This window comes from Rhodoferax fermentans, assembly GCF_002017865.1.
In the GTDB taxonomy this organism is placed as follows: Bacteria; Pseudomonadota; Gammaproteobacteria; order Burkholderiales; family Burkholderiaceae_C; genus Rhodoferax; species Rhodoferax fermentans.
Window position 1 is genome coordinate 2909757 of the sequence record NZ_MTJN01000002.1, and the last position, 18022, is coordinate 2927778.

16 protein-coding genes, 4 tRNA genes and 1 pseudogene are annotated in these 18022 nt (G+C 61.7%); 14 read left to right on the forward strand and 7 right to left on the reverse strand.

The window, feature by feature from the left end; translation table 11 throughout:
- Positions 1-5: 5 nt before the first annotated feature.
- The 10 genes from RF819_RS13590 (at position 6) to RF819_RS21435 (ending at position 4875) form a co-directional block, all read left to right on the forward strand.
- Positions 6-686, forward strand: a complete 681-nt coding sequence (locus tag RF819_RS13590) for a response regulator (protein ID WP_078365483.1) — start codon at positions 6-8, stop codon at positions 684-686.
- 55 nt (positions 687-741) lie between these two features.
- Positions 742-817 (forward strand) — tRNA-Phe (locus RF819_RS13595).
- 51 nt (positions 818-868) lie between these two features.
- A tRNA-Asn gene (locus RF819_RS13600) sits at positions 869-944 on the forward strand.
- 30 nt (positions 945-974) lie between these two features.
- Positions 975-1051, forward strand: a tRNA-Asp gene (locus RF819_RS13605).
- Positions 1052-1063: 12 nt separating this feature from the next.
- Positions 1064-1139, forward strand: a tRNA-Gly gene (locus tag RF819_RS13610).
- A gap of 234 nt (positions 1140-1373) precedes the next feature.
- On the forward strand, positions 1374-1604 hold the full coding sequence (locus tag RF819_RS13615) for a hypothetical protein (protein WP_078365484.1): 231 nt from the start codon (positions 1374-1376) through the stop codon (positions 1602-1604).
- A gap of 111 nt (positions 1605-1715) precedes the next feature.
- Entirely contained in the window at positions 1716-1940 is a 225-nt protein-coding gene (locus RF819_RS13620; RefSeq protein ID WP_078365485.1) for an FmdB family zinc ribbon protein, read from the forward strand.
- 83 nt (positions 1941-2023) lie between these two features.
- Entirely contained in the window at positions 2024-3070 is a 1047-nt protein-coding gene (locus RF819_RS13625) for a homocysteine S-methyltransferase family protein (protein ID WP_078365486.1), read from the forward strand.
- A 149-nt stretch (positions 3071-3219) separates the two neighbouring features.
- Complete coding sequence (locus RF819_RS13630) at positions 3220-4581, forward strand: PTS transporter subunit IIC (protein ID WP_078365487.1); 1362 nt, start codon at positions 3220-3222, stop codon at positions 4579-4581.
- 126 nt (positions 4582-4707) lie between these two features.
- On the forward strand, positions 4708-4875 hold the full coding sequence (locus tag RF819_RS21435; protein WP_169906443.1) for a hypothetical protein: 168 nt from the start codon (positions 4708-4710) through the stop codon (positions 4873-4875).
- Positions 4876-5003: 128 nt separating this feature from the next.
- Here the strand turns inward: RF819_RS21435 and icmF are convergent, their stop codons facing one another.
- Entirely contained in the window at positions 5004-8408 is a 3405-nt protein-coding gene (gene icmF, locus RF819_RS13635; RefSeq protein ID WP_078365488.1) for a fused isobutyryl-CoA mutase/GTPase IcmF, read from the reverse strand.
- 179 nt (positions 8409-8587) lie between these two features.
- Between icmF and RF819_RS21755 the strand changes: the two are divergent.
- The 3 genes and pseudogenes from RF819_RS21755 to RF819_RS13645 form a co-directional block, all read left to right on the forward strand.
- Positions 8588-9088 (forward strand): annotated as a pseudogene (locus RF819_RS21755) (MBL fold metallo-hydrolase); the annotation flags it as partial.
- Between the two features lie 120 nt (positions 9089-9208).
- Positions 9209-9700 (forward strand): rhodanese-like domain-containing protein, encoded by a 492-nt coding sequence (locus RF819_RS21760; RefSeq protein WP_420853867.1) that lies wholly within the window; start codon positions 9209-9211, stop codon positions 9698-9700.
- Between the two features lie 137 nt (positions 9701-9837).
- Positions 9838-10605 carry a type III pantothenate kinase gene (locus tag RF819_RS13645; protein WP_078366949.1) on the forward strand — a complete coding sequence of 256 codons (768 nt, stop codon included), beginning with the start codon at positions 9838-9840 and terminating at the stop codon, positions 10603-10605.
- Between the two features lie 36 nt (positions 10606-10641).
- Here the strand turns inward: RF819_RS13645 and RF819_RS13650 are convergent, their stop codons facing one another.
- Entirely contained in the window at positions 10642-11847 is a 1206-nt protein-coding gene (locus RF819_RS13650) for a M20 aminoacylase family protein (RefSeq protein ID WP_078365489.1), read from the reverse strand.
- A 510-nt stretch (positions 11848-12357) separates the two neighbouring features.
- Here RF819_RS13650 and RF819_RS13655 point away from each other — a divergent pair.
- Positions 12358-14424 (forward strand): molybdopterin-containing oxidoreductase family protein, encoded by a 2067-nt coding sequence (locus tag RF819_RS13655; RefSeq protein WP_078366950.1) that lies wholly within the window; start codon positions 12358-12360, stop codon positions 14422-14424.
- Between the two features lie 3 nt (positions 14425-14427).
- Here the strand turns inward: RF819_RS13655 and RF819_RS13660 are convergent, their stop codons facing one another.
- The 5 genes from RF819_RS13660 to RF819_RS13680 all read right to left on the reverse strand — a co-directional run bounded on the left by RF819_RS13660 (position 14428) and on the right by RF819_RS13680 (position 17979).
- On the reverse strand, positions 14428-15024 hold the full coding sequence (locus RF819_RS13660; protein ID WP_078365490.1) for a LysE/ArgO family amino acid transporter: 597 nt from the start codon (positions 15022-15024) through the stop codon (positions 14428-14430).
- A 93-nt stretch (positions 15025-15117) separates the two neighbouring features.
- Positions 15118-15807 carry a nucleotide-binding protein gene (locus RF819_RS13665; RefSeq protein WP_200223961.1) on the reverse strand — a complete coding sequence of 230 codons (690 nt, stop codon included), beginning with the start codon at positions 15805-15807 and terminating at the stop codon, positions 15118-15120.
- A gap of 41 nt (positions 15808-15848) precedes the next feature.
- Positions 15849-16352: a CinA family protein gene (locus RF819_RS13670; RefSeq protein WP_078365491.1), complete on the reverse strand. Its 504-nt coding sequence runs from the start codon at positions 16350-16352 to the stop codon at positions 15849-15851.
- Entirely contained in the window at positions 16345-16932 is a 588-nt protein-coding gene (locus RF819_RS13675; protein WP_078365492.1) for a phosphatidylglycerophosphatase A family protein, read from the reverse strand. Before RF819_RS13675 ends, RF819_RS13670 begins: the two co-directional genes overlap by 8 nt.
- A 57-nt stretch (positions 16933-16989) precedes the next feature.
- Positions 16990-17979, reverse strand: coding sequence for a helix-turn-helix domain-containing protein (locus tag RF819_RS13680; protein WP_078366952.1), 990 nt, complete (start codon positions 17977-17979; stop codon positions 16990-16992).
- Between the last annotated feature and the right edge of the window lie 43 nt (positions 17980-18022).

Consider the following 18022-nt stretch of genomic DNA (forward strand, 5'->3'; position numbering starts at 1 on the left):
ACAACATGGCAAACATTTTGGTGGTGGATGACGAACTGGGGATTCGTGATTTGTTGTGTGACATCCTCAACGACGAGGGCCATACCGTCGAATTGGCTGAAAACGCCGCACAGGCGCGTGCTGCCCGGCACCGTGAGCGACCTGACTTGGTGCTGCTGGACATCTGGATGCCTGATACCGACGGCGTCACCTTGCTCAAGGAGTGGTCTGCCACCGGTGCGCTGACCATGCCGGTGATCATGATGAGTGGTCACGCCACCATCGACACGGCAGTGGAAGCCACACGCATTGGCGCGCTGGCGTTTCTTGAAAAACCCATCACCCTGCAAAAATTGCTCAAAGCGGTGGAGCAGGGCCTGGCGCGCGGCTCTCCACGCAAGCAAGCTGCGCCACTGCCCGGTCTGATGAGCCCACGTGTCGACAGCCTGATCAAGGTCAGCGAGATCGTGGGTGTCAATCATGAGGCGGTGGCTGATCTCGGTCCGCAGTCAACGCAGAACTTCATGCTCGACAAACCCTTGCGCGAAGGCCGAGACGAGTACGAGAAAGCCTACTTTGAGTTCCATCTGACCAAGGAAAACGGCTCCATGACACGTGTCGCGGAAAAGACCGGTCTGGAGCGCACGCACCTGTACCGCAAGCTCAAACAGCTGGGTGTGAATCTGTCGCGCACCAAACGCAACTGAAAATCTGAGTCTTGCCCCAGAACTGCGCATTCAAACTGCTATACTATGAGGCTTAGGCCCGGTAGCTCAGTCGGTAGAGCAGAGGATTGAAAATCCTTGTGTCGGTGGTTCGATTCCGCCCCAGGCCACCAGAAATGGTAAAAGCCCATCCCTGTGATGGGCTTTTCTTTGTGTTGGTTTGTTCCTCGATAGCTCAGTTGGTAGAGCGCCGGACTGTTAATCCGTAGGTCCCTGGTTCGAGCCCAGGTCGAGGAGCCATATTTTTGCGTGATGCAAAAGAAACCGAGTGGAGTGGTAGTTCAGTTGGTTAGAATACCGGCCTGTCACGCCGGGGGTCGCGGGTTCGAGTCCCGTCCACTCCGCCAAAAGTGATAAATGCGGGAATAGCTCAGTTGGTAGAGCGATACCTTGCCAAGGTATAGGTCGAGAGTTCGAACCTCTTTTCCCGCTCCATATGTTTAAAAGCCCGTCTTCATGACGGGCTTTTTGCTTTCTGGCGCCAGACTTCAAAAAGACCCGGCACGGTGTTCGGGCTTGACCCCCTCGCGCGGCCATGCTCAGGGGGTATCTGGAGGGAGACCCGAAGCCGGTCTATCGGCCAAGGCTGTGATCGTGTGTGTGGTGGCGCACTGTTAACCCCAAAACCTCACTCTACGATGGTCTTTTGACCTGTCCTGGAGTGTGCACATGAGCTACGCAGACACAAACGTTCCCCCGGTGTCCATCGTGACCCCGCAGTTTCTCCACCGTGAAGCGGCCGTACAACTGGAAAAAGCCGTCAAGCACCATCGTCAGGCGGCCCTGCTGCACGAAGCCGGAGATGCCAGGCAAGCCGAAACACACGGCAGCATCGCCTACAACCACACGGCGCAGGCGCTGGAGGTGAGTGGACGGGCGCTGAACGTTTTGCTGTGGTAGACCTGCCTGCGCCGTCGCGCACGGTTTGAGCATGTCTTGAATCGGTGTCTGGCTTGGGTGCTCGATGGGCTTTCGGCAGATCGATAATTCCGCACCACACAAGGAGTTGTCATGCCCATCTACGAATATGCCTGCAGCGACTGCGGCCACCAATTTGAAACCCTGGTGCGTTCAGACACCGTGCCTGAATGCCCGAATTGCCAATCCAAAGCGCTCGAGAAACAGCTGTCGGTGTTTGCCACCACAGCCTCCGGCCCAGACATGGCGGCTATGCCGCCGGGCCCGTGTGGTGGCTGCCCGAACGCGGCCGGACCGGGTGGCTGTTCGCTGCATTGAGTCCGCGTCCGCACGTCCATGGGCCAAACGGGGTGAACCACCAGCGCGGAGCCAGATAGCAGACGGCTTTCTACAATAGCGTTATGACACGCCTGACCTATACCCGCGCCCAACAGCTGCCAGCCCTGCTTGAACAACGTATCCTGGTGCTTGATGGCGCCATGGGCACCATGATCCAGCGTTTCAAGCTTGACGAAACCCAATACAGGGGTGCGCGTTTCAAAGACTTCCACAAGGATGTCAAAGGCAACAACGAGCTGTTGAGCCTGACCCGCCCGGACGTGATCACCGACATCCATGAGCGTTATCTCGCCGCAGGGGCCGACATGATCGAGACCAACACCTTTGGCGCCACCCGTATTGCCCAGGCTGACTACGACATGGCGGATCTGGCCTACGAGATGAATTTGGCGTCTGCCAAACTGGCGCGCGCCGCTTGCGACAAATTCTCCACCCCCGAGAAACCGCGTTTTGTGCTGGGTGCGCTCGGCCCCACACCCAAAACCGCGAGCATCAGCCCCGATGTGAACGACCCCGGCGCACGCAATGTGACGTTTGAGGAGCTGCGCGCCTCGTATTACGAACAGGTGGAAGCGCTTGTGCAGGGTGGGGCGGACGTGTTGCTGGTTGAAACCATTTTTGACACCCTCAACGCCAAGGCCGCCCTGTTTGCGATTGACGAGTATTTTGAAGCCAGTGGTGAACGCCTGCCGATCATGATCAGTGGTACCGCGACCGATGCCTCGGGGCGGATTCTGAGCGGCCAGACGGTGACTGCCTTCTGGCACAGCGTGCGCCACGCGCAGCCCCTGGCCATTGGCCTGAACTGTGCCCTGGGTGCCACGCTGATGCGTCCCTATATTCAAGAGCTGAACAAGGCCGCACCCGACACCTTCATCAGCTGCTACCCCAATGCCGGTTTGCCCAACCCGATGAGCGACACCGGCTTTGATGAAACCCCGGATGTGACCAGCCGCCTGGTGGGTGAATTTGCCGCAGAGGGGCTGGTCAACATTGTGGGCGGTTGCTGCGGCACCACACCCGCCCACATTGGCGCCATCCACGACAAGGTGGCGCCCATGGCTGGGCGCACGCTGCAAAAAAACGTGTTTTACAAGGAAGCGGCGTAACACGAATGGCCGCAGGCGGCCACCCCGAAACGCCTTGCTGACATCAATGCTCCCCTGTGGCGAGCTGGGCCAAAGACTCTCTGGTCTGGCCGCCGGTCTGACCAGGCCTGCGCCCGCTCTTTATTTACCTGATTGAACCCAAGCACACCATGCAGTCTCTCCAAGCGTTTTTGACGGCCTTTTTCAGTTTCAAGGCCTATGTGATGCTGCCCATCATCATCTTCTTCATTGCGCTGGCGGTCCGGCTGCCGCTGCGCCAGGTAGTGCTCAGCACGGTCAGCTTGGCGGCCGGGTTTGCCGGGGTGTTCATCGCCTTCAACTTCTTTGTGTCCAACATCAGCCCGGCGGTGCAGCAGCTCACCAGCGTGCGCGGGCTCAATTTCCCGGTGCTGGACGTGGGCTGGCCACCCTTGGCCGCCATCACCTGGGCCTCGCCGCTGGCGGCTATTTCGATCCCGCTGGTGCTGGTGGCCAATCTGCTGATGCTGGCTTTGGGCTGGACCCGCACCATTTACATTGACATCTGGAACTACTGGCACTTTGCGTTGATGGGTGCGCTGGTGATGGCGGTCACTGGCAGCATGGCGCTGGGCTTGTCAGCCGTGTTGGTGATTGCGGTGTTTTGTTTCAAGATGACCGAATGGACCGCGCCCGATGTGGAGCGCGAAACTGGTCTGGTGGGTATTTCGGCCTCCCCTGTCTCGGTCAACGGATTGGTGCCTTACGCCGTGTGTGTGGACTGGCTGCTGGACCGTATTCCGGTGATCAAGCGCTTGAACTACAACCCCCACAGCAAAGGCGATGAGCCGTCGGTGGGCAGTGGTTTTGACCTGCTGGGCGAGCCGATGATCATTGGTGCCGTGATGGGCCTGGTTTTGGCCATGGCTGCGGGTTATGACTTGGGTGCCACGCTGGAATTGGCGGTGCACATTTCAGCGGTGATGTTCTTGCTGCCCAAGAGTGCCGGGCTGATTGGTGACGCGATGATGCCGGTAACCGTGGCCTTGCGCGATCAGGTGACGCGGTTTTTTCCGCATCGCAAAAATCTGATTGTGGCGATGGACACCGGTTTTCTGATGCACCACAAGTCGGTGATGGTCACCGGGCTGATCCTGATGATGCTGGCGGTGCTGATTGCGCTGGTGCTGCCTGGCAACAAAGTCTTGCCGCTGGGCGATTTGCCGAACCTGTTCTCGGTGATGTCTTTGTCTGTGCTGATTTTTCGTGGCAATGTGTTTCGCGCGGTGGTGGCCGGTGTGCCGGTCATCATCACGTTCTTGCTGATTGCTTCCAATATGGCGCCGCTCTACACCAAACTGGCCAGAGAGACACCGTCTTTCGATTCTGCCGGACTGGGCCTGATCACCGCGTTTACCGACGGTGGGCACCAGGTGCGTTTCCTGATTTATTCAATCTACCGGGGCGAGTTGTGGGCGATGCTGTCGCTGCCTTTGTTGTTGGCGGCGATTTATATGGTGTGGTGGCGTTTTCAAAGCAGCACCCCCAAGTAAGGCGCTGATCACGCACCAATCGCCCGCTTTTGGGCGCTTGAGAGGTCTTCGTCTTTGGCTTGGGAACAGCCAATCTAAAAAATAGGATAATCGTCCCTTTTACCAACCTGCCGGAGCCCATTCATCATGGCCAAAGAATTTCGTACAGAAGCTGACCGCAAAGCGACGCCCCGTCCTGTTGCCCCCAAGGGCGTGTGCTACACCGCTGGCCACGGCCAGATGCGCAGCCTGGAGCGCGGCGTTGCCACCAACAACAAGAAAAACCCCGGCAAGCGTTGCAAAAAAGGCGGCTAATCCCTGCTATAGCCGCTTCATGCGGCGCCAAAAAAACGGCCCAAATCGGGCCGTTTTTTTATGCATTTTTAGCCTCTAGCCCTCGTATCAAAAGGGCATCAAGCTATCAAATCCAGAGTGGACTCGCTTCACATGTTACGCCGGTACTGCCCACCTACCTCAAACAAGGCGTTGGTGATCTGACCCAGGGAGCAGCAGCGCACCGCGTCCATCAGCACCTCAAACACATTCTGGTTGTCGATCACGGCTTGTTGCAGTTTCTTCAGCATGGCCGGTGCCTCGGCCGCATGGCGGGTGTGGAAGTCGGCCAGGCGCTGCAACTGGCTTTGTTTTTCTTCGTCGGTGGAGCGTGCCAGTTCCAGCTTGTCATTGACCGGGTCACCATGCGGGTTGCGGAAGGTGTTGACACCGATGATGGGCAACTCACCGGTGTGTTTGAGCATCTCATACGTCATCGACTCGTCCTGGATCTTGCCGCGCTGGTAGCCGGTTTCCATGGCGCCCAGCACACCACCACGCTCGGTGATGCGCTCAAACTCCAGCAACACCGCTTCTTCCACCAGCTCGGTCAGCTCCTCGATGATGAAGGCGCCTTGTGACGGGTTCTCGTTCTTGGCCAGGCCCCATTCGCGGTTGATGATGAGCTGGATGGCCATCGCTCGGCGCACTGAGTCTTCGGTTGGGGTGGTGATGGCCTCGTCGAACGCGTTGGTGTGTAAGCTGTTGCAGTTGTCGTAGACGGCAATCAGTGCCTGCAAGGTGGTGCGGATGTCGTTGAACTGGATCTCCTGCGCGTGCAGGCTGCGCCCGCTGGTCTGGATGTGGTATTTGAGCTTCTGGCTGCGTTCGTTGGCGCCATAGCGCTCTTTCATCGCTACCGCCCAGATGCGCCGCGCCACCCGGCCCATCACGGTGTATTCGGGGTCCATGCCGTTGCTGAAGAAAAAACTCAGATTCGGCGCGAAGTCGTCAATGTGCATGCCGCGCGCCAAATAAGCTTCTACATAGGTGAAACCGTTGGAGAGTGTGAACGCCAGCTGGCTGATCGGGTTGGCACCGGCTTCGGCGATGTGGTAGCCGCTGATGCTCACGCTGTAGAAGTTGCGCACGTTGTGGTGCACAAAATAGCTGGCGATGTCACCCATGACTTTCAGGCTGAACTCGGTGCTGAAGATGCAGGTGTTCTGTCCCTGGTCTTCCTTGAGGATGTCTGCCTGCACCGTGCCGCGCACATTGGCCAGCACCCATTCGCGAATTTTGGCGGCTTCGGTATCGGTGGGTTCACGGCCGTTGTCAGAGGCGAACTTCTCCAGGTTCTGGTCGATGGCTGCGTTCATGAACATGGCCAGGATGCTCGGCGCCGGGCCGTTGATGGTCATGCTCACGCTGGTGTTGGGGCTGCACAAGTCAAAACCGCTGTACAGCACTTTCAGGTCGTCAATCGTTGCAATGCTCACCCCGCTGTTGCCGACCTTGCCATAGATGTCCGGGCGCGGGTCGGGGTCGTTGCCGTAGAGGGTGACGGAGTCAAAAGCGGTCGACAGACGTTTGGCCGCCATGCCTGAGCTGAGCAACTTGAAGCGTTTGTTGGTGCGAAACGGGTCGCCTTCCCCGGCGAACATACGCGTCGGGTCTTCGTTCTCGCGCTTGAAGGCAAAGGTGCCGGCGGTGTAGGGGTAGCTGCCGGGCACGTTGTCGAGCATCAGCCATTTGAGGATCTCGCCATGGTCCTCGTACTGCGGCAGGCAGACCTTGCGGATGGGGGTGCCACTTAGGCTTCTGGTGGTGAGGCTGGTGCGGATTTCCTTGTCGCGGATCTTCACCACATACTCGTCACCCGCGTAGGCGCGCTGCATCTCCGGCCACTGGGCCAGCAGCTTGTGGGCCGCGTGGTCTTGGGTCTGTTCGCGTTGCTGGGCCAGTGTGCTGGCGGCATCGGCAGCCGCGCTGGTGCCGTTGTCTTGCAGCATAGCGGCAGCGGCGCGCAACTGCTGGATCTCCCTCGCCAGCCTGGCTTGGGTACGGGCTTTTTGTTTGTAAGCACGCACCGTGCCGGCAATGTCGGCCAGGTAGCGGGTGCGCGCGGCGGGCACCACCGGGCTCTGGTTGGTGCTGTGGCGCACCATGACCACGGGCAGGTGCGATTCACCCAGTGGCAGACCGAGTTCAGCCAGCCGCACTTTCAAGGCCTGGTACAGCGCGGTCACACCGTCGTCGTTGAAGCGGGCGGCCATGGTGCCAAACACAGGCATCTGATCGGGCGGCACGGTAAAGGTTTCGCGGTTGCGCTGCACCTGTTTGGCCACATCGCGCAGTGCATCCACGGCGCCCTTGCGGTCAAACTTGTTGATCGCCACAAACTCGGCAAAGTCCAGCATGTCGATTTTTTCCAACTGGCTGGCGGCGCCAAACTCGGGCGTCATCACATACAGCGGCACATCCACATGCGGCACGATGGCCGCGTCACCCTGACCAATGCCCGAGGTTTCCACAATGATCAGGTCGAAGCCAGCCACCTTGCAGGCCGCCAGCACATCGGGCAGGGCAGCGCTGATCTCGGAGCCAAAGTCACGGGTGGCCAAGGACCGCATGAAGACCCGGGCGCCGGTATCGCCGCCGGGCCGCCCCAAGGCGATACCAGCCCCCTCGGGGGGCAGCGAACCACACGTCGTGGGGAGCGTGGGGGCATGTGTTGTCCAAGGACTGATGGCGTTCATACGAATGCGGTCACCCAGCAACGCGCCACCACTCTTGCGGCGGCTCGGGTCGATGCTGATCACCGCCACGCGCAAGCTGTCGTTCTGGTCAAGCCGCAGGCGGCGGATCAGCTCGTCGGTCAGGCTCGATTTGCCTGCACCGCCGGTGCCGGTGATGCCCAGGACAGGTATCTTTTTAGTAGCTGCTAGCCCTTGTAAATCGATGGCTAGCGCCTTAAAAGGCACTGAAAACTCGCCTTTGCCTACCCCCGAGGCGTTTTCATTCTCCAGCGCGGTGATGAGCTGCGCCAGCGCGCGCCAGCTCGCGTCGGTGTGGCCCTGGATGGCCTGGATGTCCGTGGGCGCGTAGCCGTAAAGGTCCTGGTCGCAGGACTTCACCATCTCTCCGATCATGCCGGCCAGGCCCATGCGCTGGCCGTCTTCGGGGCTGAAGATGTGTTGCACACCGTAGGCATGCAACTCGGCGATCTCGCTGGGCACTATCACACCGCCACCACCGCCAAACACCTGGATGTGGGCGCCGCCCCGGCTACGGAGCAGATCCACCATGTACTTGAAGTACTCCACATGGCCACCCTGGTAGGAGCTGATGGCAATGCCTTGCACGTCTTCCTGCAGCGCGGCGGTCACCACCTCGTCCACACTGCGGTTGTGGCCCAGGTGGATCACCTCGGCGCCCATGCTCTGCAGGATGCGGCGCATGATGTTGATCGAGGCGTCATGCCCGTCAAACAGGCTGGCCGCAGTGACAAAACGCACTTTGTGGGTCGGGCGGTAGTGGGCCAGGGCCTTGAGGTCGGTGGACAGGTCGGTCATGGTTGTCTCCAGTCGGGTACTTATCGTTGTAAGGTTCAAACCGCGATTTCATCGGTTTGAACTGACTTGACGTTGACGTCAACGTCAATCTGGTGCGCATGGTACTTGAAACGGTGCTTTCGCGTTACATTGCCGTGTGGTCGCCAGCCACTGCCTTGAACACCCTCGGACCTGATGCCATGACACCCATCCAGCTTTTTGACACCGCCTCCAGCACCTACACCTACGTCCTGTTTGACCCGGCCAGCCGTGATGCCGTGATCATCGACCCGGTGGACACCCAGATCGCGCGCGACTTGCAGGTGTTGCGCGAACATGGTCTCAAACTCATCTGGGCACTCGAAACCCATGCCCATGCCGACCACATCACCAGCGCGGGCCAGTTGGCCGAACTGGCTGGCGCCAAAACCACTGCACCGGCAGGCTGTGGTATCAGCACGGCCTCAGTGCAGCTCAAGGACGGTGATGTGCTGGACTTTGGCGCTGAACAAATCCGCGCCCTGCACACGCCGGGCCACACCGCAGGCAGTATGAGTTTTGTCTGGCGCAGCCATGTGTTCACGGGTGACACCTTGCTGATCAACGGCTGTGGCCGCACCGATTTCCAGTCCGGCAGCGCAGTCCAGCTCTACCACAGCCTCACCGAGGTCTTGTTCAAACTGCCCGACGACACCATCGTCTGGCCAGGACATGACTACCAGGGCAAAACCCAGTCCAGCATCGGCCAGGAAAAGGCCAGCAATGCCCGGGTGGCGGGCAAGAGCCAGGCCGAGTTTGTCGCCATCATGGACGCGCTGAAACTGCCGCCGCCCCAACGCATCCAGGAGGCGGTGCCTGCCAACCTGCGCTCTGGTCTGCGCCACGACACCCCAGCGCCCGAGAGCCTGCTGCCGCGCCCGGTCGACGGTTACGCCGGTGACGTGTCGCCCACCCTGGCCTGGCAGTGGTTTGAGGCGGGTGAAGCGGTGCTGGTGGATGTGCGCACCGATGCCGAGCGCGCCTGGGTCGGTTTTGTGCCCGGCGCCATCGCCGTGGCCTGGAAACAATGGCCCGGCATGGCGATGAACCCCGACTTTGATGCGCAGTTGCAAGCCGCTGTGCCCGAAGGCCAAAAAGTGCTATTGTTGTGCCGCAGCGGGGTGCGCTCGGTTGCAGCGGCCCAGCGTGCCACCGAGTTGGGGCTGCAGGCCTACAACATCCTCGAAGGTTTTGAAGGTGACCCGGACGAGCACGCCCAGCGCAACCGGCGCGGTGGCTGGCGCTTTCATGGCCTGCCCTGGCGCCAGGGTTGAGGCCTGCTCACGCCCAGCCATCTGCTCGATGCCCACGGACGCTGTTTTATTGAGCTAGCTCAACTGACACGATGTCAGGGCCTGCTGGCCTGGCTGTCGTGCCGATGGACGGCGGGTTTGTGCTGATAATCCCCGGCATGACTTTTTTGGCAATGGACGTGGGCAATACCCGCCTGAAATGGGCCCTGCATGCTGCACCCAGGCGCGACGCGCCGGTGCTGGCCCAGGGGGTGCAATTCCTCGACAACATCGAAACACTGGCTGAAGGTGACTGGTCACGCATCCCGCCGCCGCAGCATGTGTTGGGTTGCCTGGTGGCCGGTGAGGCGGTCAAACGCCGGGTCGAAGAACAGATGGAGCTGTGGGACGTGTCGGCCCAGTGGGTGGTGGCCAGCAGCGAAGAGGCCGGTGTCACCAACGGCTACGACTACCCGGCGCGCCTGGGGGCCGACCGCTGGGTGGCGATGATCGGCGCCTGGCACCGCGCCCTCAAGTTGGGCCCGGCGCGACCGCTGGTGGTGGTGATGGTCGGCACGGCCGTCACGGTGGATGCGCTGGACGCCACCGGCCGTTTTCTGGGCGGCCTGATCCTGCCCGGCCACGGCATCATGTTGCGCGCCATGGAGTCCGGCACCGCTGGCCTGAGTGTGCCGACCGGCAATGTGGTCGATTTCCCCACCAACACCAGTGACGCCCTCACCAGCGGCGGTACCTACGCGATTGTGGGTGCGGTGGACCGTATGTTGCAGCATGTGCGCCAGCACTGTGGCGCCGAGCCGCTGTGCCTGATGACCGGTGGCGCCGGCTGGAAGGTGGCACCCAGCATGACCAGCACATTCGAGCTGGTCGACAACCTGCTGTTTGACGGCCTGCTGGAGATGGCCAGTCGCCGGTTTGCACAATAAATCAGGATCTGGCCCTTATAAAATAAGGGCTGGTAGCTATTCTTTTTGCTTTGACAACCAGGTCTGTGCCAGCCGCACCCAGTAGGTCGCACCCAGCGGCAGCAGCGCGTCGTTGAAGTCGTAACTGGCGTTGTGCAACACACAGGGGCCCGCACCGTGGCCCAGCTCGCGGTGGCTGCCGTCGCCGTTGGCGATGAAGGCATAACAGCCCGGTTTTTCTTGCAGCATGTACGAGAAATCTTCCGCGCCCATGGTGGGCTCCTGGGTGTGCACCTTGTCGGGGCCCACGATCTCGGCCATCACCTGGCGGCAAAACTCGGCCTCGGCCGCGCTGTTGATGGTGGGCGGGTAGTTGCGGTGGAAGTCAAAGTCCGCACTCAGGCCAAACGCGGCGCACAGCTGCTCGGTCATGTCCTTCATGCGCTGCTCGATCAGGTCCAGCACCTCAAAGGAGAAAGTGCGCACCGTGCCTTGTAATTCACAGCTGTTGGGGATGACGTTGGTGGCTTCACCAGCGTGGATCATGGTGACCGAGATCACGCCGGCATCGATCGGTTTGAGGTTGCGGCTGATGATGCTCTGAAAACCCTGCACCAGTTGACAGGCCACCGGCACCGGGTCGAGCGTGTTGTGCGGGATTGCCGCGTGGCCGCCCTTGCCGCGCACGGTGATCTTGAACTCGTTGCTGGATGCCATCACCGGCCCCGGGCTGGCGGCAAATGTGCCGCTCTCATAACCGGGCCAGTTGTGCAGGCCAAACACGGCCTGCATCGGGAATTGCTTAAACAGGCCGTCCTTGATCATCTCGCGTGCGCCGCCGCCGCCTTCTTCGGCCGGTTGGAAGATCAGGTAGACGGTGCCGTCAAAGTCGCGGTGGCTGCTGAGGTACTGGGCTGCCGCCAGCAGCATCGCGGTGTGGCCGTCGTGGCCGCAGGCGTGCATCTTGCCGGGGTGGGTGCTGGCGTGGGCAAAGGTGTTGAGCTCTTGCATCGGCAGCGCGTCCATGTCGGCACGCAGGCCCAGCGCATGGCCACAGGCGCCGCCGTCGCGCCCGTTCAGGATGCCGACCACACCGGTGGTGCCCAGGCCACGGTGCACCGGGATGCCCCATTCGCTGAGTTTGTTTGCCACCAGCTCGGCGGTGCGGACTTCTTTGAAACACAGCTCGGGGTGGGCGTGGATGTCGCGTCGCAGGGCGGCGATGGCGGGGCTGTTTTGGGTGAGGGTCTCGATGAGTTTCATGTCGGGCAGGGCAGGTTGCGTGTGGGCTGAAGGGCAGTGATGGCATTATGAAGCGGGTGCTGAGTCCTTCTTGCGGGTGATGCTGTTGGTGCTTGTTCCGTTGGTTCTGTTCATCCAGCGGTGTTGGTTGTTCAGCGTGTTGGTGCGCCGGGGCGGGTATGGCCAGGGGCCTCATACTGGGGTACCAGAAATCGGCCCCTGGCCATACCCACCCCGGCTTGAACGGCGGCTTGTGAGCGCCGAGCTGGAAATACAGACAACCACAAAGTCCGTATCGCGCCCGTGTTGCCTCCAGTATGGTCTTGCAACCTTTTGCACACCACCAACGTTTGCAGCATGGAGGTGGACCGGGCTGGGCGCCGATTTCTGGTACCCCAGTATGAGGCGCCCGGCCCGGTCTGCCTCCATGCTACCCACCGCAGCAGGCGCTGGATGGAAGCCGCTTTTTCGGAAGAGGCTTTCCAAAGCCGGATATGCTCTTTCACCCATTTCGCCATTCAGAAGCCTGCCATGCCCCACAGCACCACCGCCCCCCATTCCTTCCAAGTCAGAGGCGCCTGCCCCCACGATTGCCCCGACACCTGTTCCCTGCTGACCACGGTGGAAAATGGTGTGGCGATCAAGGTCCAGGGCAACCCGGCGCACCCGCACACCGGCGGCAGCCTGTGCACCAAGGTGTCGCGTTACACCGAACGCACCTACCACCCGGATCGGCTGCTGCAGCCGATGAAGCGGACCGGTCCCAAAGGCTCGGGCCAGTTTGCGCCGGTGAGCTGGGATGAAGCGCTGGACGACATCGCGGCGCGCCTCAACGTCATTGCCGCGCGTGACCCGCAGGCCATCCTGCCCTACAGCTACGCGGGCACCATGGGTCTGGTGCAGGGCGAGAGCATCGCCGGGCGTTTTTTCAACAAACTCGGCGCGTCCCAGTTGGAGCGCACCATCTGCGCCGCCGCCGGTGGTGTTGGGCTGGTGCACACGCTGGGTGGCAAGGTCGGCATGCGGGTCGAGTTTTTTGCCGAGTCCAAACTGATCCTGATCTGGGGCAGCAACTCGATCACCAGCAACTTGCATTTCTGGCGCTATGCCAGCCAGGCCAAACGCGATGGCGCCAAGCTCATTTGCATTGACCCGCGCAAAAGTGAAACCGCCGACAAATGCCATGAGCATATTGCCCTCTTGCCCGGAACCGACGGGGCTTTGGCGCTAGCCATCATGCAGCAGTTGATTGTTCATGACTGGCTCGACCACAACTACCTGGCGCGTTACACCCTGGGCTGGGAACAGATGCGTGAGCGCGCCCTGCAGTGGCCGCCTGAGCGCGCCGCTGCGGTATGTGGCATCGATGCTTCGCAGATCGAATCGCTGGCGCGGGACTATGGTGCGTTTGCCAACAGCAACCAGGCCGCCGCCATCCGTATGAACTACGGCCTGCAGCGGGTGCATGGTGGTGGCAACGCGGTGCGCCTGATTGCCCTGTTGCCGGCGCTGATTGGTGCCTGGCGCCACCGCGCTGGGGGTGTGTTGCTGAGCAACTCGGGCGCTTTCCCGGTGCAACGCGCGGCGCTGGAGCGGCCTGACCTGCGCGCCGGGCGCGCCTCACGCACCATCAACATGGCGACCATCGGCAACGATTTATTGCGCCCCACCAGCCCCGAATTCGGCCCGGCGGTGGAGGCGCTGATCGTCTACAACAGCAACCCGGTGGCGATTGCACCCGATTCGGCCAAGGTCGTGGCCGGTTTTGCGCGTGAGGATCTGTTCACCGTGGTGCTGGAGCATTTCCAGACCGACACCGCCGACTACGCCGACTATGTCTTGCCCGCCACCACCCAGCTCGAACACTGGGACGTGCATTCCGCCTACGGCCACACCGACGCACTGCTCAATCGCCCGGCAATTGCGCCGGTGGGCCAGGCCTGGCCCAACACCCAGATCTTTCGCGAACTCAGCCGCCGTATGGGTTTCGCCGAGCCCTGTTTCAGTGACAGCGACGAGGACCTGTGCCGCCAAGCCTATGGCGACAAAGTGGACTTCAACACTTTGCTGGACCAGGGTTTTGCCACGCTGCCTGGCCCTGAGGCTCCCTTTGCCCAGGGTGGTTTTCCCACACCGTCGGGCCAATGTGAATTTTTCAGCCAGCGCCTGGCCGATTTGGGCCTGGACGGTCTGCCTGACCATGTGCCCAACCACGAGTCAGCGGGCAGTTCTCAGACCTACCCGCTGGCGATGATCTCGCCGCCAGCGCGCAACTTCCTGAACTCCAGCTTTGTCAACGTGGGCAGCCTGCGCCAAAGTGAAGGGGAGCCGCTGCTGGAAATGCACCCGGCAGATGCCGCAGCACGCCAGCTGCAAGACGGTGCGCTGGTGCGGGTGTTCAACCCGCGCGGTGAACACCGCTGCCGCCTGAGTCTGAACGACCGTGCACGCCCCGGTGTGGTGGTGGGCCTGGGTGTCTGGTGGCGCAAGTTCGGGCTCGATGGCCACAACGTCAACCAGCTCACCAGCCAAGCGCTCACCGATCTGGGCAACGCGCCAACCTTTTACGACTGTCTGGTCGACGTGCAGGCCGCCTGAGCCTTACCCAAGCAGCAGCGTCAGCGCCAGCGTCCCCATCACCAGCGCAATCAGGCCGTCGAGTACACGCCAGGCCAGGGTGGTCTGGAACAGTGGCGCCAGGTAACGCGCGCCAAAACCCAGCGCGGAAAACCAGCAAAAGCTGGCGCTGATGGCCCCGGCGCCAAACCACCAGCGCCCCGGGTCGGGCCGCTGGTTGGCAATCGCACCGAGTAACACCACCGTGTCCAGGTAGACATGTGGGTTCAAAAAGGTGAAACCAAAACAGGCCAGCAGCGCGGTGGCCAGGGTCACTGGCGCGGCGTTGTCCAGGTGCATCTGGCTGCCCAACCAGCTGCGCCGCGCGGCCAGCGCGCCATAACTGGCCAGAAACAACGCGCCGCCATACCGCGCCCCATCCATCAGCAGGGTGTTGCCGCGAATTAACACCCCGGCGCCGCCAATGCCGGCAACGATCAGCAGCGCGTCTGAGAGCGCACAAAACAGCACCAGGGCCAGCACATGCTGGCGCCGGATGCCGCAGCGCAGCACATAGGCATTCTGGGAACCGATGGCCACAATCAGCGCCAGACCGGTGGCAAAACCGCTTACAAAGTCCATGGGAAGAGGGGGCCGAGATGCCCAGGTGTTTTCAATGAAATCAGCATGTAGCCCTTGTATATTGAGGGCTGATAGCTGCTGATAATATAGCAATCAAGGCTTGACCAGCAGCGCGTCTTCCAGCATCACCTTGTAGCTGTAACCCGCAGCAAAGTCCTTGTTGGTGCGCACCGTGCCCGAGACCGTGACCACATCACCGACCTGGGCCGTGGCGCGGCTGGTGACCAGCAGGTCGTGGGTCTGGGCGGCCGCGCTGCCACTGCCGTCCTGCAGGTGAATCCAGTTCTTGCCCATGATCTCGGGGTTGAACTTGACCACCTGGCCACGCAGGGTGACCGCTTTGTCCTTGAGGCTGTTGGCCTGGCTGATCAGCTCGGCCACGGTGTAGGTATTGGCGCCGCTGGCTTTGGCCACCTTGATCGGGCTCAGATTCACGGTGGGCGCGGGCGCCATGTGCATGATGCTGGGGATCTGGACCAGGTTGCCAAACACGATGGTCTTGAAGGTTTTGTGCAGCGCCTTGCTCTCAAAGTTGGCCATCACCATCGGGTTTTCGATGCGCACCTGGCTGCCGGTTTTGACAGCGGCTTTGCCCACGGCCGCCCAGGTTTCACCGTCCTGGGTCTTGAGGCGCAGGTAGGTGTAACTCTCCACGTCTTTCACCTCCAGCACCTCACCGGTCAACAGGTTGGTCGCCGCCGGGCCGGGGCCAGCGGCCCAGGTGGGGCAGAGGGCTGAGGTTGTTATCAGGGTCCACAGGCTCAGGGTTTGGAGGGGTGTCATGGCAGGTTTCCAACAACAAAAAGTGTGAGGTCGAGGGGGCTTTATGTCAGCAGCGCCAGCAGCCGGGTCAGCGCATGCTGCACCGTGGCGGCACGCACGGCGGCGCGGTCACCTGCAAAGTGTTGGCAATCGCTGAACAGCCCGGTGGGTGTGGCCCAGCCAAACCACACGGTGCCGACCGGTTTGTCGGCACTGCCACCACTGGGCCCGGCCACACCGGTCACGGCCACCGCCACTTGGGCGTGTGCATGGGCCAGCGCACCACTGGCCATGGCGCGCGCTACGGGTTCACTCACGGCGCCATGTTGTTCAATCAGCTCGGCAGGCACTCCCAGCAACTCGGTTTTGGCCGCGTTGGAGTAGGTCACAAAACCACGCTCAAACCACAGGCTGGAGCCCGCCAGGTCGGTGCAGGCAGCGGCAATCAAACCACCGGTACAGCTCTCGGCGGTGGCCAGCATCCATTGCTTTTGAGATAAGAAATTGGACACCAGTCCGCATACATGCTGGGCAGATAGCTCTTGATTTGAGAGTAAGTCAGACATACCACACCCGCCACAAAGCAATCACCAGCAGCGTACAACAGGCCGCCACCAGATCGTCGAGCATGATGCCCCAGCCGGCTTTGCGCCAGGCGCCCGGGTCGGTGGCCGGGTCCACGTCATGAAACAGCTGGTCGGCCCAGGCCACCGGGCCGGGTTTGACCGCATCAAAAAACCGGAACAGGGCAAACGCCGCCACCTGCGCCCACCAGCCCATCGGGCTGGCCAGCCACAGCACCAGCCAGAAGGCGACCACCTCGTCCCAGACGATGCTGCCAGGGTCCAGCACCCGCATGTTGCGGGCGGTCACGCTGCAGGCCCACCAGCCCACCAGAGTCCCCAGGCCAATCAGCAGACCCCATTGGGGATCGGTCAGGCGGTTGTGCAGCAGCGCAAAACTGAGCCAGGCCCACAAGGTGCCCGCGGTGCCGGGCGCCTTGGGGCTTAACCCCGAGCCAAAACCGAGCGCCAGCACATGGGCCGGGTGCGCCATCATGAAACGTGCGCTGGGGGCCACGGGTGCACGCGGCGCGGTGTGGTCGCGCCAGGGCGTGTCCTGGGTGTCATCCGGGGTGATCTGCATCACGCGATTATCCCGCGTGTGTTTGGCCCCCGGCCATCACGCAGGCGGGTGTGTCGGTCAATGCATTTGCCGGGACTGCGAGGGTGTCTGCCCAAACAGTTTGCGGTAATCGCAGGAGAACTGGCTGACGTGCCAGAAGCCCAGATCGGTCGCCACATCTTGCACGCTGACGGGCTGGGTATTGCTTTGCCGCAGCCTGCGGCGTGCGGTGTTGAGGCGGACCAGGCGCAGGTACTGCATCGGGCTCATGCCCAACACATCCTCAAAGCAGTATTGCAAGGTGCGGCGGCTGACAAACAGGCGCTCACACAGCTCTGGCACCGTCAGCGTCTCGTCGTGTTGCGACAGCACCAGATCGCGCGCCTTGGCCACGATGCGCTGGCGGCGCTGAAAGCTGTTGCTGACGGCGGGGTCCACCTTGCTGGTGTCCAGCAGTGCCAGCAGCGCGTTGAGCAGAAGCTGCTGGCGCCAGGCCGGGTCCGTGTAGGGGCCGTTCTGCTGCAGCAGCCCGGCCAGCCTTTGCAGCAGGCGCTGGTGAGGGTGGGGCGCCACCTGCATCACTTCGGCCTGGGCCAGCTTGGCCCAGTCGATCAAGCAGCCACCCCGCTCGGCGGCATGCTGCAAGTTGTCCTGGCGCATGACGATGCCGTAGATGACATAGTCAGACGGCGTCTGTAACTCAAACTCGCAGTGGCCCGGGCGCACCATGATGCTATGTGGACCGACCAGTCGGCCATTGATGCGGGTCTGACCCGTCTGCACCGGCAGGCCAAACCAGAAGGTGTCGGGCCAGACACAGCAGGACTGGTGCACCGCCTGGCTGGTGTCCTCACGAAACACCTGCATCTGGGGCAGTTGCAGCTCGGTCAGGCAGCCATGAAAGTGGCCCGGCGTGATCTGGTCGTAACTTTGTTCCCAGTCGGTCAGGTTGTGGGCGTGTTCGTCGGCATCAAAAGCCTGGATGGTGCGAATCTGGTGCGTTTTGCCCGCAATTGGCGCATCAGCGGCCAGGGGGCTGGTGCTTACACAGGAAGAGGCTGAAACCATGGTGTGTGCGTCCTCATGAGTCGGATGGTTGGGGGGCATCCCG

What these genes read in the sequence shown, in the direction of transcription:
- RF819_RS13590 (WP_078365483.1), top strand. Translation starts at nt 6, where the DNA reads ATGGCAAACATTTTGGTGGTGGATGACGAACTGGGGATTCGTGATTTG.
- RF819_RS13615 (WP_078365484.1), top strand. Translation starts at nt 1,374, where the DNA reads ATGAGCTACGCAGACACAAACGTTCCCCCGGTGTCCATCGTGACCCCG.
- RF819_RS13620 (WP_078365485.1), top strand. Translation starts at nt 1,716, where the DNA reads ATGCCCATCTACGAATATGCCTGCAGCGACTGCGGCCACCAATTTGAA.
- RF819_RS13625 (WP_078365486.1), top strand. Translation starts at nt 2,024, where the DNA reads ATGACACGCCTGACCTATACCCGCGCCCAACAGCTGCCAGCCCTGCTT.
- RF819_RS13630 (WP_078365487.1), top strand. Translation starts at nt 3,220, where the DNA reads ATGCAGTCTCTCCAAGCGTTTTTGACGGCCTTTTTCAGTTTCAAGGCC.
- RF819_RS21435 (WP_169906443.1), top strand. Translation starts at nt 4,708, where the DNA reads ATGGCCAAAGAATTTCGTACAGAAGCTGACCGCAAAGCGACGCCCCGT.
- icmF (WP_078365488.1), bottom strand. Translation starts at nt 8,408, where the DNA reads ATGACCGACCTGTCCACCGACCTCAAGGCCCTGGCCCACTACCGCCCG.
- RF819_RS13645 (WP_078366949.1), top strand. Translation starts at nt 9,838, where the DNA reads ATGACTTTTTTGGCAATGGACGTGGGCAATACCCGCCTGAAATGGGCC.
- RF819_RS13650 (WP_078365489.1), bottom strand. Translation starts at nt 11,847, where the DNA reads ATGAAACTCATCGAGACCCTCACCCAAAACAGCCCCGCCATCGCCGCC.
- RF819_RS13655 (WP_078366950.1), top strand. Translation starts at nt 12,358, where the DNA reads ATGCCCCACAGCACCACCGCCCCCCATTCCTTCCAAGTCAGAGGCGCC.
- RF819_RS13660 (WP_078365490.1), bottom strand. Translation starts at nt 15,024, where the DNA reads ATGGACTTTGTAAGCGGTTTTGCCACCGGTCTGGCGCTGATTGTGGCC.
- RF819_RS13665 (WP_200223961.1), bottom strand. Translation starts at nt 15,807, where the DNA reads ATGACACCCCTCCAAACCCTGAGCCTGTGGACCCTGATAACAACCTCA.
- RF819_RS13670 (WP_078365491.1), bottom strand. Translation starts at nt 16,352, where the DNA reads ATGTCTGACTTACTCTCAAATCAAGAGCTATCTGCCCAGCATGTATGC.
- RF819_RS13675 (WP_078365492.1), bottom strand. Translation starts at nt 16,932, where the DNA reads ATGCAGATCACCCCGGATGACACCCAGGACACGCCCTGGCGCGACCAC.
- RF819_RS13680 (WP_078366952.1), bottom strand. Translation starts at nt 17,979, where the DNA reads ATGGTTTCAGCCTCTTCCTGTGTAAGCACCAGCCCCCTGGCCGCTGAT.